Below are 14625 nucleotides of genomic sequence, written 5' to 3'. Positions count from 1 at the left end.
TCCGATTGCACAGTCATCGACTTCTTCATGAAGCATAAGGAACGTCTGCGGGCGTGCGAGCTTTGTTTCTCCGCAAGGTGGTCAGGCCAGTCCTGCTCATCGCAATAAGGAGTGATTGAAGCTCATGCGTAATGTTATTCTCGCCGCCGCCGCGCTGTCTGTATTCGCCCTGCCGGCTGCGGCCCAGGTCGTGCAGCCGGGCGGCCCCACCTATTATGGTACGCTCGGCTATTCGCAACTGGACCATTCAGATGGGGACCTGGGCGCGGTGACCGGTCGTCTGGGCGCCAAGTTCAACCCTTATTTCGGCGTTGAGGGCGAGGGCTCGATCGGGGTGAAGGACGACGACTTCACCGTCGCCGGCGCCAAGGGCAAGATCAAGCACGACTACGATCTGGCCGCCTATGGGGTCGGGACGCTGCCGGTTACGCCCAACTTTGAACTGTTTGCGCGCGGCGGTTACGGCACGACCCGCATCAAGGGCGAACTGGCCGGTTTTGAGAGCAAGGCCGACGGTGAAAGCTGGAATTACGGCGTCGGCGCCAACTACTACTTCGACGCTCAGAACGGCCTGCGCGGCGATTGGACCCGCCGTGAATTCACCGACGATGGCGGCGAGGTGGATGTTTATTCGGTCAACTACGTCCGTCGCTTCTAAGCCGACTTAGGCGAACGGATCGGGCGCGCTTCTCGGCGGAGCGCGCCCTTCTTTTTTTGAGATCTAGATGTAACACTGTATGTGTCGTTATTGCATCACAGGGCTATGTCTTTGATATTCGGCATGGAACTATAGGTCCTGCCTACCCATTTATCCCTGTGTTGGATGGGGCATGTGATCACAGAAGTCACATCATCTAAGGAGTATGAAATAATGCGTAACGTTCTTCTCGCCGCCGCTGCTATGTCTGTTCTTGCCGTTCCGGCGTTTGCTCAATCGAATCCTGAGCCGCGCGGTTATGGATCGCTGGGTTACACGCATATGGAAGGCGACGCAGCCCAGACCGGCGCCGTCAGCGGGCGCCTGGGCGTCGACCTGAACCGCTACCTCGCCGTCGAGACGGAAGTCGGGGTAGGGGTCAAGGATAAGGACATCACCGTCGCCGGCGTCGATGGCCAGATCAAGCATGAGTGGGACGCCGCCGGTTATGTCGTCGGCAAGTACCCGATCGGCGACAAGCTGGAGCTGTTCGCTCGCGGCGGCTACGGCCACACTGAGCTGAAGCAGGAACTGGCGGGCGCCGAGACCAAGGTCGGCGGCGACAGCTGGAACTATGGCGTCGGCGCCAACTACTATCTGGACGGCGTGAACGGCGTCCGTGCCGACTGGACCCGTCGTGACTTCCGCGACGACCGCGGCGAGGCTGACGCCTATTCGGTCAGCTACATCCGTCGCTTCTAAACGCGGATAGTCTGAAATGACGAAGGCCCGCTCCATCGGAGCGGGCCTTTTTCGTTGACTGAAACCTTATGGGTCAGGCGACGTCGGGCGCCAGAGCCCAGCGCAGGGACCCTTCGCCGAAGGGACGGATGAAGAAGTCGCGATAACGTTCAAACACCTCGATGATCTTCATCTTGAGGTCCTGAGTCACCGACTCGCCGCGTTGGCGCTTCAACGCCGCGACGCAGTTGATGACTATATCCTGATGGGCGGAACCGCCCATGCGTTGCAACACCGTGGCCACGTCGTGCGCCAGCGGATCACTGAGTTTTTCAGCCCAAGGCAAAGCTGTCTGAGTCATTCGGGCATCGTCCCCCCTGTTTCTCGACGCGTTACGGTTTGCAAAATTTTCCGAACAGTGCAAGCGCCGCCGGAAATAATGATTCCCGAACGACTGAATCAGGGGCGCTTTTGCACAAAAACCGTGCCCGCCGAATAACCTGCGCCGAAGCTGCAGATCAGACCCGTTTCGCCCGGCGCGAAGCCCTCGTGGTGCAGATGGAAGGCGATGATCGATCCGGCCGAGGAGGTGTTGGCGTAGTCGTCCAGGATGATGACGTTCTCGCCAGGCTCAGGCTCGCGACCCAGCACCTTCCTGCCGATCAGGGTGTTCATGTTGATGTTGGCCTGGTGCAGCCACAGACGCTTCAGTCCGTGCGGGTCCAGGCTCAGTTCGGCGGCGTGGTCCAGGATCATCTCCGACACCATCGGCACCACCTCCTTGAACACCTTGCGACCCTGCTGGACGAACATCTTGTCGCTCAGGCCGTCGGACGAGACGGGCTCATGCCCGTCGGTCGGCAGGGCGGCGCGGTTCAGAAAGCCGAAATTGTTGCGGATGTTGTTCGAGAAGCTGGTCTGCAGCTTCGTGCCCAGAATGTCCCAGCCGCCCGGCCCGGCCTGATCCTCGGCCTCGATGATGACGGCCGTGGCGACGTCGCCGAAGATGAAGTGGCTGTCGCGATCCTTGAAGTTCAGGTGCGCCGAGCAGATTTCCGGGTTCACCATCAGCACGGCCTTGACCGAGCCCGAGGCCACGAAGTCCGCTGCCGTCTTGATGCCGAAGGTAGCCGAGCTGCACGCAACGTTCATGTCGAAGGCGAAGCCCTCGATCCCCAGCGCCTGCTGCACCTCAATGGCCATGGCGGGGTAGGGACGCTGCATGTTCGACGCGGCGCAGATGACGGCGCCGATCTCGCTGACCGGCTTGCCCCAGGCCTTGATGGCGTCTTGCGCGGCCTTCACCGCCATTTCGGCCAGGATCGACAGTTCGTCGTCGCCGCGCGCGGGCAGGTGCGGCAGCATCCGCTCGGGGTCGATGATGCCTGACTTGTCCATGACGTAGCGCGCCTTGATGCCCGAGGCCTTTTCGATGAAGGCTTCGGACGAGGGCGTCTTGGCCTCGATCTCTCCGGCGGCGATGGCTTGCGCGTTGGCGGCGTTCCAACCTTCCGCCCACGCGTTGTAGGCGCCGACCAGCTCCTCGTTCGAGATCGACTGTTCCGGCGTGAACAGGCCGGTGGCGGAGATGACGGCTTTTTGCACTGTATGGTTCCCTGACGCTCGGCGCGCGGCGCCTCGCTGCATGAGGGAACATGGAGTCCCCGGCGCTCGACAAGCCTTATGTCGGCGCCTCGCGGCGAAGTTCGGGCGCCTCGCGGGCCGGACTCAGTCCGTTGCGATGACGAACTTCCTCAATAAGCCGGGGGAAGGCTGCGGTCGAGACTGGCCTTTATGCCCCGCCACCAGCGATTGATCCGGCCGCGCGGCGGGGCGGGCAGGGGATGGTCGCGCGCAGCGATCAGGGCCTCGACCAGATCCTCGGCCTCGCACGGCCAGCCGTCCGGCGTGACATAGACCGGATAGCCGATCAGGGCGGCGTGGATGACGCTCTGCAGACTGGCGCGGCGGGTGCGGCGCTCAAACGTCAGGCGATCGTCGGTCAGGCCCCATCCGGCATAGAAGGGGCGACCATAGACGCTGACCGACTTGCCTCGCATCAGGGCCTCGAATCCGGTCAGGGAGGTCAGGGTCGCCAATCGGTCGCAGGCGTTCAGACAGTCCACGATGTCCAGATCGTCGGCCGAGGCGTCGACCTCCTCCATCGCCGCATGGTCCAGCAGGCCGGGTCGGTTGCCCGCAGTCACGTCCGGGTGGTTGCGATAGATCAGGAAGGCGTCGGGATGATCAGCCCGCGCCGCCTTCACCAGACCCGAGTTGGTGCGAAGGTCCGGCCCGCAGCCCATCATGATCGAGCGGTCGTTCTCGACCTGGCCCACGACCAGCAGGATGGGCTTGTCTGTCGGCCAGTGCGCCGGGACGCCCGCGCCTTTCAGATTGTATTTCGACAGGCCCGCCTCGACTACGCGGGCGCGAAGCGCCTCGGCCCGCGCCGCCTGATCGGGCGACGGCTCGCCCGCCTCGATCAGGCTTTCCAGACGGCTGGGGCGGGTCGGGTCGTAATAGACGCCCTGATCATCCAGCGCGACCGACAGGGCGCCGAAGAAGTCGGACCCCAGCCCGCGCGAACGGATGAAGCCGTCCTCCATGCGCACGACGGGCCCTTCGAAGGCGTCGGCGGCGGCGCGAATCTGCGGCGTCTCCTTGCCGGCCCACCAGATCAGCTTGCCGTCCGTCGCCCGTGCATGGGCGACGGCGGCGGATGAGCGCCAGAAATAACGGACGCGGCCCTTGGGCGAGTTCAGCAGGCGGCGCACCGGCGGCCGCTTGGCCGGGGCGAAGCCGACGGCGGCCCAGTCGCCCGCAAGCCGGTCGGCCCGGTCGCGCAGGGCGATCAGCCGCTCCAGCGCCTGTTCCGCCTCGCATCGCTGGCCGGTGACGGGATCGACATAGCGGGTGTAGGCGATCAGCGCCGCCGCCGCGACCTGCTCCAGATCACGCGCCACGCCGCGTCGTCCGGTCTGAACCGCATCCGTCGTCAGCCCCCAGCCGGAATAGAAGGGCGCGCCGAAGCAGCGCACAGGCAGACCCCTCAACAGCGCCTCGAACCCCAGCGCCGAAGTCACGACATAGACCGCGTCTACTGCCGCTAGCAGGTCGGCAGGCCACACGTCGGTGTCGATCAGGGTGACGCCCTGAAGCTGGTCCGCCGGGATGCAGCCCTGCTTGCGTCCCGCCGCCACGGCGGGGTGGCGCTTGACGATCAACTGGGCGTCCGGCTCGTCGCGCCGGGCGGTCGCCAGCATCTCCGAGAAGCTGGTCTCGGTCGCCAGTCCATAGGCGATGGAGGCGTCACCGAAGGTCTGGTCCACGATCAGCACCCGGCGGCCCGGTTTCAGCAGGTCTGCATCCAGCGGCCCGCCCATATTGGTCTTGGACACGCCCGAGGCGACGATGCGGTCGATCAGGCCGCGCGCCCGGGTCCGCATGGCGGCGTCGCACCAGTCTGGGGCTGTGTCGATCAGATGCTCCAGCCGACTGGGCCGGGTCGCGTCGTAATAGACGCCCAGATCGTCGACGATCAGGCTGAGGCTGGTCGCTCCGCTCTCGCCGATCCCGACCGAGCGCAGGAAGCCGTCCTCCAGCGCCACATAGGGTTTGCCGTGCTTCGCCGCCCAGCGTCGGCCCGCTTCCGCCGTCGGCTTCATGCCCCAGCCGAGGACGGCCTCGATCGACGATCCGGGCAGGGCGGACAGGTCGTGATCGGGCAGAAAGGCGGACAGGAACGGCGCCTTCAACACCCCCGGCGCACAGACCCAGGCGCGGGTTTTCGACAGGGGCGGCAGCGGTGCGGTCATGGGGGTTGTCTACGGTTTGTCGAGTCAGGGCGCCACCCCATGCTTCCTTCTCCCCTTGTGGGAGAAGGTGGCAGGCGGAGCCTGACGGATGAGGGGTGTCAGCGAGCCCTATCCGAAATGTGCTCAGCGCGGACTGCCAATCATCCGCCGTCGCGCCGACACCCCTCATCCGAGCGCCTCCGGCGCCCACCTTCTCCCACAAGGGGAGAAGGGTCAGTGGTCGGCCAGCAAATCCTGCGCCTGTTGCAGGTGCAGCCGCTCCACCATCTCGCCCTCGACGCGGAGGACGCCCAGCCCCTCGGCCTCGGGCGCGGCGAAGGCGGCGACGACCTTGCGGGCCCATTTGATCTCATCCGCCGATGGGCCGAACGCGGCGTTCGCCCTCTCGATCTGGGAGGGATGGATCAGGCTCTTGCCGTCGAAGCCATACAGCCTGCCTTGCGCGCATTCGGCGGCGAATCCGGCCTCGTCCTTGATGCGGTTGAACACGCCGTCGATGACGCTCAGGCCGTTGGCGCGGGCGTGGGCCACGACCGCCGCCAGCCACGGCTTCAGCGGTTCTCGGTCGGGCGCGGGGCCGGTCTTCAGATCCTTGGCCAGGTCGTTGACGCCCAGCATCAGGCCGCTCAAGGCCCCGCCCGCCTCGGCGATGGCGCGCAGGTGCGCCAGGGCGCGCGGCGTCTCGATCATGGCCCACAGGGTGACGCCGGGGCGCATGCCCTCCGACAGGGCGCGGACGGTCGCGGCGCTCTCGACCTTGGGCGCGACGATCAGGCCGACGGGGGTGTCGTGCAGGGCTTTCAGGTCGTCGGCGCCCCAGGGCGTGTCCAAAGCGTTGATCCGCACGCCCAGGCGCGGGCCGAAGCCGCCTTCATGCGCCGCCGCGACGGCGGCTGCACGGGCGTCCGCCTTCATCTCGGGCGCGACGGCGTCCTCCAGGTCCAGCACCGCCACGTCGCAGGGCAGGGTGCGGGCCTTCTCGACCGCCCGCGCATTCGAGGCGGGCAGGTAGAGGACGCTGCGCGCGCGCATCAGACCTTGCCCGTGACTGGGATCAGGGCGCCCGTCATCGCCCGCGCCTCGGGCGAGGCGAGGAACAGGATGACGGCGGCCAGATCGGCGGGCGCGACCCACGTCTTCGGGTCGGCGTCGGGCATATCGGCGCGGTTGGCGGCGGTGTCGATGATGGAGGGCAGGACAGCATTGACCGTCACCGAGGTCGACTTCAGCTCTTCGGCCAGAGCCTCAGTCAGGCGGTGGACCCCGGCTTTCGATGCCGCATAGGCGCCCATGCCGTGCCCGGCCTTGATCGCGCCGTTGGCGCCGATGTTGACGATACGGCCCTCGAGCGAAGCCTTCAGATGGGACAGGGCGGCGCGGCTGGCGTTCAGCGTCGTCTTCACGTTGAGGGCGTGCATCCGGTCGAACTCGTCGTCGTCGCCCTCGATAGGGCTCCACACGAAGCCGCCCGCGATGTTCAGCAGGGCGTCCAGACGGCCGTAATGGGCGGCGACGGCATCGATTGCGTTCCTGGCCTGGGCCGCGTCGGTCAGGTCGACGCCGTCGATCTCGAACACATCGGGGTTCGGCTCGCGCGGCGGGGTGCGGCCGATGACGGCGACCGACAGGCCGCGCGCCTGCGCCGCCTCGACGACTGCCCGGCCAAGGGCGCCGTATCCGCCGGTGATCACCACGACTCTCTGGCTCATGCTTCCTGCTCCTGTCGGTTCGTCGCGGACCATAGCGGGGCGCGTGCCCCGATCAATTGGAGATCAGGCGTCCCACAGTCGCGCGGCGCCGCGCACGCCCGAGGAATCGCCCCACTTGGCCGGGACGATCCGCCCGTCCCGATGGTCGGAGAAGACATGGCGCGCCACGACCTGCGGCAGGCGGTCGTAAAGCTCGTCCACGTTCGACATTCCGCCGCCCAGCACAAAGACCTCCGGGTCGGCCAGGTTGACGACCATCGCCAGCGCGCGCCCCAGTCGGTCGATGTAGCGATCCAGCGCGGCCACCGCCTGCACATCGCCAGCGCGTGCGACATCCACGATGGCCTGCGCCGTCCGCGCCCGACCGGTCGCGGCTTCATGATCGCGCTGGAAGCCGGTGCCGGACACCCAGGTCTCGAGACAGCCATGCAGGCCGCACCAGCAGGCAGGGCCGGGCGCCTCGTCCGCCGAGGGCCAGGGCAGGGAGATGTGGCCTATCTCGGCGGCGACGCCGTGCGCGCCCTCGACGAGCTTGCCGTCGATGACCAGTCCGCCGCCGCAGCCGGTGCCCAGGATGACGCCGAACAGGCTGGCGGCGCCCGCGCCCGCGCCGTCGGCGGATTCTGACAGGGCCAGGCAGTTGGCGTCGTTCGCCAGCCGCACTGGGCGGCCCAGCGTGGCCTCCAGATCATCGCCGAAGCAGCGGCCGTTCAGATATATTGAGTTGGCGTTGCGGATCAGGCCGGTGCGCGGTGAGAGCGAGCCGGGAATGGCCAGTCCGACCGATTGTGCAGGGCCGACCTCGGCCTCGACCCGTGCGATCAGGTCGGCGACGAGGCTGATCGCGGCGTCATAGGTTCCGGGGTTCGGCTCGCGTATGCGCGCGATGAAGGCGCCGGATGCATCCAGCGCCGCCGCCTCGATCTTGGTGCCGCCGAAGTCGATTCCTATACGCATGGTTTTGAGGTCTCACCCCGCGCCGAACACCTTGGCCATCAGCCGTTCCAACGCCGCCGCATCCACGGCGTCGAAGGCGGCCTTTTCTGTTGCGTCCACGTCCAGCACGGCGATCAGGTCGCCTGCCGCGTCCAGCACCGGAACCACGATCTCGCTGGCCGAGCGGCTGTCGCAGGCGATATGGCCGGGGAAGGCGTGGACGTCCTCGACCACCTGCGTCTCGCGCGTCTTCGCCGCCGCGCCGCAGACGCCGCGTCCGAACGGAATGCGCAGGCAGCCCAGCGTGCCCTGATAGGGGCCGACCACCAGTTCATCGCCCTTGGCCGCATCAACGACGTAGAAGCCGGTCCAGAAGAAGGCGGGGAAGGCGTCGGCCAGCATGGAGGCGACGGTGGCCATGCGCGCCGTCAGGTTGGGCTCGCCCTCCAGCACGGCCAGAATCTCGGCCCCGACCTCGGCATAGCGTTCGGCCTTGTCGGCGGGGCGGTCGTCACGGGCGACGTAGGACATGAAGCGGGCTCAGCGAAATCGGGACAGGTTTAACGCGCCGCGATAGAGCCGCAGCGTGTCGGCAACATAGTCCTTTGTCGCCGGATCGAAAGGTGGGGCGTCAGTCTTCTGGCGGGCCGTCGGGTTCGCCGTCCTGATCCTTGTCCGCAGCGCGCCGGGGGCCGGTGATGGCGCGATCCAGCCCGGTCAGAAGAACCGCCAGCATCAGGACGCCGAAGAAGAAAAGGCCAAGGTTCATGCTTTAGGGAACGGCGCTGTGCTTACTGAGGTTCCGCTGACCGCAGCGGAGCGGGGATCGGCGAGACACATAGCGTCGTCCGCGCCGCGCCGACCTTTAGCCTTTTCTAGAGACGCTCACCTGCTGAATCAGCGCAGCGGCTGACCGGAGCGAATGCGGGCGATCACGGCCTCCAGCTGGGCCTGTGGCATTCCGCCGGGGATCAGATTGCCGTTGATGACGAAGGCCGGCGTGCCGTTGAGGGCGAGGGCGGCGGCCTCTCGGCTGTTGAGCAGCAGGACGGCGTCGATGTCCTCGCGATGGGCCGCCAGGTCGCGGTCCAACTGCTCAATGTCGACACCGGCTTCGGTCGCCAGTTGACGCGCCTTCTGATTGGTCTGGATGCGATCCGGCGCGCTCATGAAGGCGTTGTGCACTGCGTGGTATTTGTCCTGATAGCCGGCGGCCAAGGCGATGCGCGCCAGGTTCTCGGACACCGGGCCGAAGATAGGCCATTCCTTGTACAGCACCCGCACCTTCGGATCGGCTTCCATCAGGCCGTTGAGCTCCGGGATCATCATTTTGCAGTAGGGGCAGTTGTAATCCATGAAGCCGATGATGGTGATGTCGGCCTGTTCGGCGCCGATGAAGGGCGTCGCCGGATTCTTCAGCAGGTCGCTGAAGCCGACCTCTGCGATCATGGGCATGTCCTGCGCGGCGTCGGCCGGACCGCAGGCCGCCAGGCTCATCGTTGCGGCCAGCATCAGGGCGAGCGCGGGCTTGTTCATGATCAGACTTCTCCGGGTGTTATGACGGCCATCTACGGCCATGATCTCGGCGAGGCGCGCGCCTCAAAGGTGTGAGCTTCGTCCACGCCCGGTCTTAAGTCAGGCTTAAGACGCAGACGGGGCGGGGATTTTCCGTTTCAGTCCAGCCGCGCGATTTCGGCGGCGATACGCTCAGGCCCGATTTCGCCCAGATGCGCCTTGGCCAGCCGCCCGTCGCTTCCAAGGAAGAAGGTGATGGGCAGACCGACCGTGCCGTAGTGGCGCGGCAGGTCCATGTGCGGGTCAAGCAGGACGTGCTCCAGCGTCAGGCCCTCGCGCGCCAGATAGGTCCGTACGGTTGCTTCGCCCTCGCCCTGATTGACGAACAGGAAGCGCACGTCGGGATTGGCCTTCTGGGCGGAGGCCAGGGCGGGCATCTCGCGGCGGCAGGGCGGGCACCAGCTGGCCCAGACGTTGATCACGGTCGGGCGATCGGATGGCGCTGCCATGTCGAGGGGAGCGCCGTCCAGCTGCGCCAGGGTGATTTCGGCGGGGGGCAGGGGCTCGGTCGCGGACGCCAGCTGATGCGCTGCGATCCAGGCCAGGGCGCTGACGGCGACGGGCGCCAGAGCCCAGGCGCGTTCCTTGGCGGTTTTGAGCAGCACTGCGGTCGCCAGCGCGACGACCGGGATGACCCAGAGCCAGGCGAAACCGCCCTGCCAGACGGCGACGGCGCGCAACGGGTCAGCCTGAAAGTGCGGCCAGTTGGCGACGACATAGCCCAGACGGGCGACCAGAACGCCGCCGAAGACGACGAAGGTGCTCCACGCGTTGAAGCGGATGCTCACCCGGCTGGCCAGAAAGCCCGAGCCGACGACGAAGACGAAGATGCCGATGATGATGGAAAGTCGCTCGCCGGACAGGACGAGGGGGCCAAGCTCAAGCGCGTTCATCGGGCGGTCTGTGCGCTGTCGAGCGAGGCCAGCACCTTGCTCACAGTGGTCTTGCCGACCAGGCGGGTGGACGCAGGCTCCTGTGATGCAGGGGACAGGAAGATCAGCGTCGGCGGGCCGACCACGCCATAGGTTTCCATCAGCTGGCGGGTTTCCGGCGTGTTGTTCGTCACATCGACCTTGATCAGATCGGCGTTCTGCAGGGCGGCGACGACCCGGCCGTCGGCGAAGACTTCCCGGTCCATCTGCCGACAGATGACGCACCAGTCGGCTGTGAAATAGATCATCGTCGGGCGTGAGCGGGCGGCTGCGTCGCCGATGGCGCGCTCCAGCCCGGCGGGGTCAATGACCACGGCAGCGGGGACAGGCGCCGCGCCCGGCCCGGCGACGCCGGGCGCCGAGGGGGATGCGAGCGGGGCCAGCGGACGCCAGGGATCGGCGGCGCCCATGCCGAGGCCGATCAGAAGCAGGATCCCCCAGGCGGCGACGGCCAGTCCGGCGGCGCGGGCGAGGCTGGCCATACGGCTGGTCGCGGGGCCGCTGAACAGGCCAAGGGCGGCGGCGGCGGCCAGAGCCAGGATCGCGCCCAGCGCCAGCACGACGGTCGGCGGCAGAATACGGCTCGCCAGCCACCAGGCCATGCCCAGGAAGATGAAGCCGAACAAAGTCTTCACCCGATCCATCCACGCCCCGGCCTTGGGCAGGAAGCGGGCGCCGGCCGTGCCGAAGATGATCAGGGGCACGCCCTTGCCCAGCCCCAGGGCGAACAGAGCCGCCGCGCCAAGGCCGACGTCGCCGGTCTGGGCGATGTAGAGCAGGGCGCCCGCCAGCGGCGCGGTCACGCATGGGCCGACGATCAGGGCCGAGGCGAAGCCCAGCCCGGCGGCCGAGCCGACGGAGCGCCGCCCGGTCCCGTTGTCGCGCGAAAGACGGCTGGTCCAGGCGGACGGCAACTGCAGTTCGAAGCCGCCGAACATGGAAGCGGCCAACACCAGGAAGATGATCGACAGGGCGCCGACGGCCCACACGGACTGAAGCGCCATCTGCAGGTTCTGACCCGACCAGGCGGCGGCGACGCCCAGCAGGCCGAAGGCCGTGGCCAGTCCCAGGACATAGGCCGTGGAAAGCACCAGCCCGCGCCGGGTCCCGCGTCCATCGACGCCCCTTCCGATCACGCCGGCCAGGATCGGATACATGGGGAAGACGCAAGGGGTGAAGGCCAGCAGCACGCCGAAACCGAAGAAGGCCAGCAGGACCCAGGCGAAGCCCCCCTGATCCGCCAGCCGGTCGACGAAGCCTGCGTTCTGGTCCAGTCGAACGGCGGGGGGGATCGACGAAGCGTCGGAAGCTGAGGCGGCTGCATCCGTGGCGTCGACGGCTTCAGATTCAGGCAGGGCTTCAGGCTCAGGCGCCGGTTGAGGTTCAGGCGCTGACAGGGTTTCAGATGCTGACAGGCTTTCAGGCGCGGGCGGCGCCTTCAGGGTCGGCGCGACGGCGGCTAGCGCGGCACGGGGCAGGGCTGGAACCGCGACGGTCCGCGTGGTCGGCGGATAGCAGATCGAGTCTTCCTTGCACCCTTGATAGGTGATGTTGATCGATCCAGGGGCGCCAGCGCGCTCCAGCGTCGCCGCCGACAGGCGCGCCTGTCCGGCTGTGCGCCAGATGTCGACGACGCCGAAGCCGGGGTCGTCCTTCTTCTCGCCGGGCTGCAGTTGCAGGCTGAGGGTGTCCTCGGCGCCTGGCGCGGCAGCGACGGTGTGATCCCGATAGAGGTAATGCCCCGGCGCGATGGTCCAGCGGAAGGCCAGGTCGCCGTTGGTCTCGCGCGCGACCTTGAGCGTGAAGGCCTGGTCCGGAGACAGGAAGGACTGGTCCAGCGCCGGGAAGGACTGGGCGCGGCCGACGGCGGGGACGGCCAGCATCAGGGCGAACAGGATCGCCAGAAGGCGCCAGGAAATGATCTTCATGCTTCCGGGGTCGGCGTAAGAGCTTAAGTCAGGCTTAAGCCGGGCGGCGGAAGGCATAAGGCATGAGACTGCTCATTGTGGAAGATGATCCGGTGCTTTCGGACGGCCTTCAGGTCGGCCTGACGGCGTGCGGCTGGACGGTCGAGGCCATGACCCGCATCGAGGACGCCCTGGCCGCCCTTGAAAGCTCGGCGTTCGACGCCGTCGTCCTGGACCTCAATCTGCCCGATGGCGACGGCCTTCAGGTGCTGCGTTTCGTGCGGGAGCGCGACATGGACGTCGGGGTGGTCATTCTGTCGGCTCGCGACGAAAGCCGGGACCGGATCGGCGGTCTGGACGCGGGCGCCGACGACTATGTGGGCAAGCCGTTCGATCTTGATGAACTGGCGGCGCGGCTGCGGGCGGTGCGGCGTCGGCTGCTCGGGCGGTCTCGCCCGGCCCTGACGCATAAGGACATTACTCTGGACCCGAAGGCGCGGCTGGCCTGGCGCGGCGAACAGGATCTGCCGCTGTCGCGTCGCGAGTTCGCCATCCTGGAGGCCCTGATGGAACGGCCGTCGGCCGTGCAATCGCGTAACCAGCTGGAAGAGCGTCTCTATGGCTGGCAGGAGGAGATAGGCTCCAACGCGGTCGAGGTTCACGTCCACCACCTGCGGGCCAAACTGGGTTCCGCCTTCATCCGCACGGTGCGCGGCGTGGGATACACCCTGCAATGACCTCCATTCGGATCAGGCTGTTCGGCATTCTGGCCCTTGTGACCGCTCTGGTGTGGGGCGCAGCGGTGGTCTGGGTGGAGATCCATACCCGGCATGAGGTCCAGCGCGTGCTGGACCGGCGGCTGATGGAATCGGCGCGCATGGTGTCGTCCCTGATGCGCACGGGCGAGATGACGCCGGTGGTGAATCCGGTCCTGCCGGGGCCTGTTCCGGCCTATGAGCGTCAGCTGTCGTGTCAGATATGGACGGTGAACGGCGAACTCATCGCGCGTTCACAGAACGCTCCGGCCGAGAGTCTGGCGCCGGACGAAGACGGCTTTTCAGAGCGGGTTATCGAAGGCGAGCGGTGGCGCGTCTACACCGTGCACATGCCTGACGACGGCTATCGCGTGATGGTCGGAGACAGTCTGACGATCCGCGAACATCTGATCAGCAGCGTCGTCACAGGCCTGCTCGGTCCGGCGGTTTTGGGGCTGGCTGCATTGGGCGTGCTGATCTGGTGGTCGGTGGGGGCCGGGCTGCGGCCAATTCGTCAGATGACCCGCATTCTGACCGAACGGGACGCCGACGACCTGTCGCCGATCGGCGTGGCGCCCGGCGGGTCTGATCTCCAGCCCTTTGTGCAGTCTCTGGACGCCTTGATGGACAGGGTGCGCGCGGCCCGGTTGCGGGAGACGGAGTTCACCGCCGCCGCCGCGCACGAACTGCGCACGCCGTTGGCGGGGCTGCGTATCCAGGCCCAGATCGCCGCCGCGACCGGCGACGAACAGACGCGCCGACATGCGCTGGAGCAGATACAGGTCTCGGTCGACCGAACCGCGCGTCTGGTCACCGGACTGCTGGCCCTCGCACGCGAAGACGTAACCGCCATCGATGATCGTGAAAAGCGGTGGACGGGTCTCGCCGCTCACTTTGAGGCTCTTGGGGCGGAGCCGCGGCTTCAGTTGCCGGACGCTGACGTCGAGGTCTTCGCTGATCCTGATCGCTTCAGCCTTGTGGCGGCCAATCTGCTGGCCAATGCGCGGCAGTTCGCCCGCAGCCGCATCAGCCTGTCGGTACAGGGCGAGGGACCGTTCGCCGTCATCGCCGTCGATGATGACGGGCCGGGCGTCACCACAGCCGATCTGGAACGGTTGGGACAGCGATTCTTCCGGCCGTCGGGCAGCCCCGGCGGCGGCAGCGGCCTGGGGCTGTCGATCGTGGTCTCCGCGGTGAAGGCGCATGGAGGCGCTGTCCGGTTCGCGCCGTCTGCGATGGGCGGACTGCGGGTGGAGTTGCATGGGCTGGCCGTAAGGCGGCGCCTGTCAGGGAGCGTATCCGACGATAGTTGAGCGGATGCGGCCGCCCTGTTCAGCGAACAGGGCGGCGCAGGTTCGCTTTAGGTGACCTTCTTCGCCACCGTGAAGCCGAGCACCAGAAAGATCGCGAAGATGATCAGCGCCAGAACAGCCAGGAATTTGGCGATGCCCGCTGCGGCGCCCGCAATCCCGCCGAAGCCGAGCAGGCCGGCGACAACGGCGATGATGGCGAAAATGATAGCCCATTTAATCATGTCGTTCTCCTTCGTACCCAGGCGCAACGACAGGCGTGGCTGACGGTTCCGCGCGCCTTTGCCGTTCGGCGGAAAGAGCCG

16 protein-coding genes are annotated in these 14625 nt (G+C 66.9%); 4 read left to right on the top strand and 12 right to left on the bottom strand.

The genetic code is table 11. From position 1 onward, the window contains the following. Positions 1-124: 124 nt before the first annotated feature. Positions 125-658: a porin family protein gene (locus tag RSD66_RS11360; RefSeq protein ID WP_415287833.1), complete on the top strand. Its 534-nt coding sequence runs from the start codon at positions 125-127 to the stop codon at positions 656-658. A gap of 213 nt (positions 659-871) precedes the next feature. Further along, the gene (locus RSD66_RS11355; RefSeq protein ID WP_024353904.1) at positions 872-1399 is read left to right on the top strand and encodes a porin family protein; all 528 of its coding nucleotides are present in this window, start codon (positions 872-874) and stop codon (positions 1397-1399) included. A 73-nt stretch (positions 1400-1472) separates the two neighbouring features. Here the strand turns inward: RSD66_RS11355 and RSD66_RS11350 are convergent, their stop codons facing one another. The 11 genes from RSD66_RS11350 to dsbD form a co-directional block, all read right to left on the bottom strand. Beyond that, positions 1473-1739, bottom strand: a complete 267-nt coding sequence (locus RSD66_RS11350; protein ID WP_024353905.1) for a hypothetical protein — start codon at positions 1737-1739, stop codon at positions 1473-1475. Between the two features lie 98 nt (positions 1740-1837). Beyond that, the gene (locus tag RSD66_RS11345) at positions 1838-2983 is read right to left on the bottom strand and encodes a beta-ketoacyl-ACP synthase III (protein WP_415287832.1); all 1146 of its coding nucleotides are present in this window, start codon (positions 2981-2983) and stop codon (positions 1838-1840) included. A gap of 149 nt (positions 2984-3132) precedes the next feature. After that, positions 3133-5196: a capsular polysaccharide biosynthesis protein gene (locus RSD66_RS11340; protein WP_415287831.1), complete on the bottom strand. Its 2064-nt coding sequence runs from the start codon at positions 5194-5196 to the stop codon at positions 3133-3135. A 213-nt stretch (positions 5197-5409) separates the two neighbouring features. After that, positions 5410-6228, bottom strand: coding sequence for an HpcH/HpaI aldolase/citrate lyase family protein (locus tag RSD66_RS11335; protein ID WP_415287830.1), 819 nt, complete (start codon positions 6226-6228; stop codon positions 5410-5412). Then, on the bottom strand, positions 6228-6905 hold the full coding sequence (locus RSD66_RS11330; protein WP_415287829.1) for an SDR family NAD(P)-dependent oxidoreductase: 678 nt from the start codon (positions 6903-6905) through the stop codon (positions 6228-6230). The genes RSD66_RS11335 and RSD66_RS11330 overlap by 1 nt, the downstream gene beginning before the upstream one ends. Positions 6906-6968: 63 nt before the next feature. Next, a complete protein-coding gene (locus tag RSD66_RS11325) occupies positions 6969-7862 on the bottom strand; it encodes an ROK family protein (protein WP_415287828.1) in 894 nt (297 codons plus the stop codon). 12 nt (positions 7863-7874) lie between these two features. After that, entirely contained in the window at positions 7875-8372 is a 498-nt protein-coding gene (locus tag RSD66_RS11320) for a GAF domain-containing protein (protein ID WP_415287827.1), read from the bottom strand. A 100-nt stretch (positions 8373-8472) separates the two neighbouring features. Beyond that, positions 8473-8610, bottom strand: a complete 138-nt coding sequence (locus tag RSD66_RS11315) for a hypothetical protein (protein ID WP_158584910.1) — start codon at positions 8608-8610, stop codon at positions 8473-8475. Positions 8611-8738: 128 nt separating this feature from the next. Further along, on the bottom strand, positions 8739-9377 hold the full coding sequence (locus RSD66_RS11310; protein ID WP_415287825.1) for a DsbA family protein: 639 nt from the start codon (positions 9375-9377) through the stop codon (positions 8739-8741). 137 nt (positions 9378-9514) lie between these two features. Beyond that, positions 9515-10309, bottom strand: coding sequence for a prolipoprotein diacylglyceryl transferase family protein (locus RSD66_RS11305; protein WP_415287824.1), 795 nt, complete (start codon positions 10307-10309; stop codon positions 9515-9517). Continuing rightward, positions 10306-12276, bottom strand: coding sequence for a protein-disulfide reductase DsbD (gene dsbD / locus RSD66_RS11300; protein WP_415287822.1), 1971 nt, complete (start codon positions 12274-12276; stop codon positions 10306-10308). The genes RSD66_RS11305 and dsbD overlap by 4 nt, the downstream gene beginning before the upstream one ends. Positions 12277-12338: 62 nt before the next feature. Between dsbD and RSD66_RS11295 the strand changes: the two genes are divergently transcribed. Both RSD66_RS11295 and RSD66_RS11290 read left to right on the top strand, forming a co-directional pair. Beyond that, positions 12339-12992, top strand: coding sequence for a response regulator transcription factor (locus tag RSD66_RS11295; RefSeq protein WP_346523508.1), 654 nt, complete (start codon positions 12339-12341; stop codon positions 12990-12992). After that, positions 12989-14323 carry an ATP-binding protein gene (locus RSD66_RS11290; protein WP_415287820.1) on the top strand — a complete coding sequence of 445 codons (1335 nt, stop codon included), beginning with the start codon at positions 12989-12991 and terminating at the stop codon, positions 14321-14323. The genes RSD66_RS11295 and RSD66_RS11290 overlap by 4 nt, the downstream gene beginning before the upstream one ends. A gap of 47 nt (positions 14324-14370) precedes the next feature. On the opposite strand, the gene RSD66_RS11285 is transcribed toward RSD66_RS11290, so the two are convergent. Next, a complete protein-coding gene (locus RSD66_RS11285; RefSeq protein WP_024353917.1) occupies positions 14371-14544 on the bottom strand; it encodes a DUF1328 family protein in 174 nt (57 codons plus the stop codon). Positions 14545-14625: the final 81 nt, after the last annotated feature.

Source organism: Brevundimonas sp. S1H14 (assembly GCF_047716865.1).
Taxonomy (GTDB): Bacteria; Pseudomonadota; Alphaproteobacteria; order Caulobacterales; family Caulobacteraceae; genus Brevundimonas; species Brevundimonas naejangsanensis.
The sequence above is the reverse complement of the archived record's forward strand: the minus strand, read 5'-3'. Positions and strand labels throughout refer to the sequence as shown.

What these genes read in the sequence shown, in the direction of transcription:
- RSD66_RS11285 (WP_024353917.1), bottom strand. Translation starts at nt 14,544, where the DNA reads ATGATTAAATGGGCTATCATTTTCGCCATCATCGCCGTTGTCGCCGGC.
- RSD66_RS11350 (WP_024353905.1), bottom strand. Translation starts at nt 1,739, where the DNA reads ATGACTCAGACAGCTTTGCCTTGGGCTGAAAAACTCAGTGATCCGCTG.
- RSD66_RS11320 (WP_415287827.1), bottom strand. Translation starts at nt 8,372, where the DNA reads ATGTCCTACGTCGCCCGTGACGACCGCCCCGCCGACAAGGCCGAACGC.
- RSD66_RS11315 (WP_158584910.1), bottom strand. Translation starts at nt 8,610, where the DNA reads ATGAACCTTGGCCTTTTCTTCTTCGGCGTCCTGATGCTGGCGGTTCTT.
- dsbD (WP_415287822.1), bottom strand. Translation starts at nt 12,276, where the DNA reads ATGAAGATCATTTCCTGGCGCCTTCTGGCGATCCTGTTCGCCCTGATG.
- RSD66_RS11290 (WP_415287820.1), top strand. Translation starts at nt 12,989, where the DNA reads ATGACCTCCATTCGGATCAGGCTGTTCGGCATTCTGGCCCTTGTGACC.
- RSD66_RS11360 (WP_415287833.1), top strand. Translation starts at nt 125, where the DNA reads ATGCGTAATGTTATTCTCGCCGCCGCCGCGCTGTCTGTATTCGCCCTG.
- RSD66_RS11330 (WP_415287829.1), bottom strand. Translation starts at nt 6,905, where the DNA reads ATGAGCCAGAGAGTCGTGGTGATCACCGGCGGATACGGCGCCCTTGGC.
- RSD66_RS11295 (WP_346523508.1), top strand. Translation starts at nt 12,339, where the DNA reads ATGAGACTGCTCATTGTGGAAGATGATCCGGTGCTTTCGGACGGCCTT.
- RSD66_RS11340 (WP_415287831.1), bottom strand. Translation starts at nt 5,196, where the DNA reads ATGACCGCACCGCTGCCGCCCCTGTCGAAAACCCGCGCCTGGGTCTGT.
- RSD66_RS11335 (WP_415287830.1), bottom strand. Translation starts at nt 6,228, where the DNA reads ATGCGCGCGCGCAGCGTCCTCTACCTGCCCGCCTCGAATGCGCGGGCG.
- RSD66_RS11310 (WP_415287825.1), bottom strand. Translation starts at nt 9,377, where the DNA reads ATGAACAAGCCCGCGCTCGCCCTGATGCTGGCCGCAACGATGAGCCTG.
- RSD66_RS11325 (WP_415287828.1), bottom strand. Translation starts at nt 7,862, where the DNA reads ATGCGTATAGGAATCGACTTCGGCGGCACCAAGATCGAGGCGGCGGCG.
- RSD66_RS11305 (WP_415287824.1), bottom strand. Translation starts at nt 10,309, where the DNA reads ATGAACGCGCTTGAGCTTGGCCCCCTCGTCCTGTCCGGCGAGCGACTT.
- RSD66_RS11355 (WP_024353904.1), top strand. Translation starts at nt 872, where the DNA reads ATGCGTAACGTTCTTCTCGCCGCCGCTGCTATGTCTGTTCTTGCCGTT.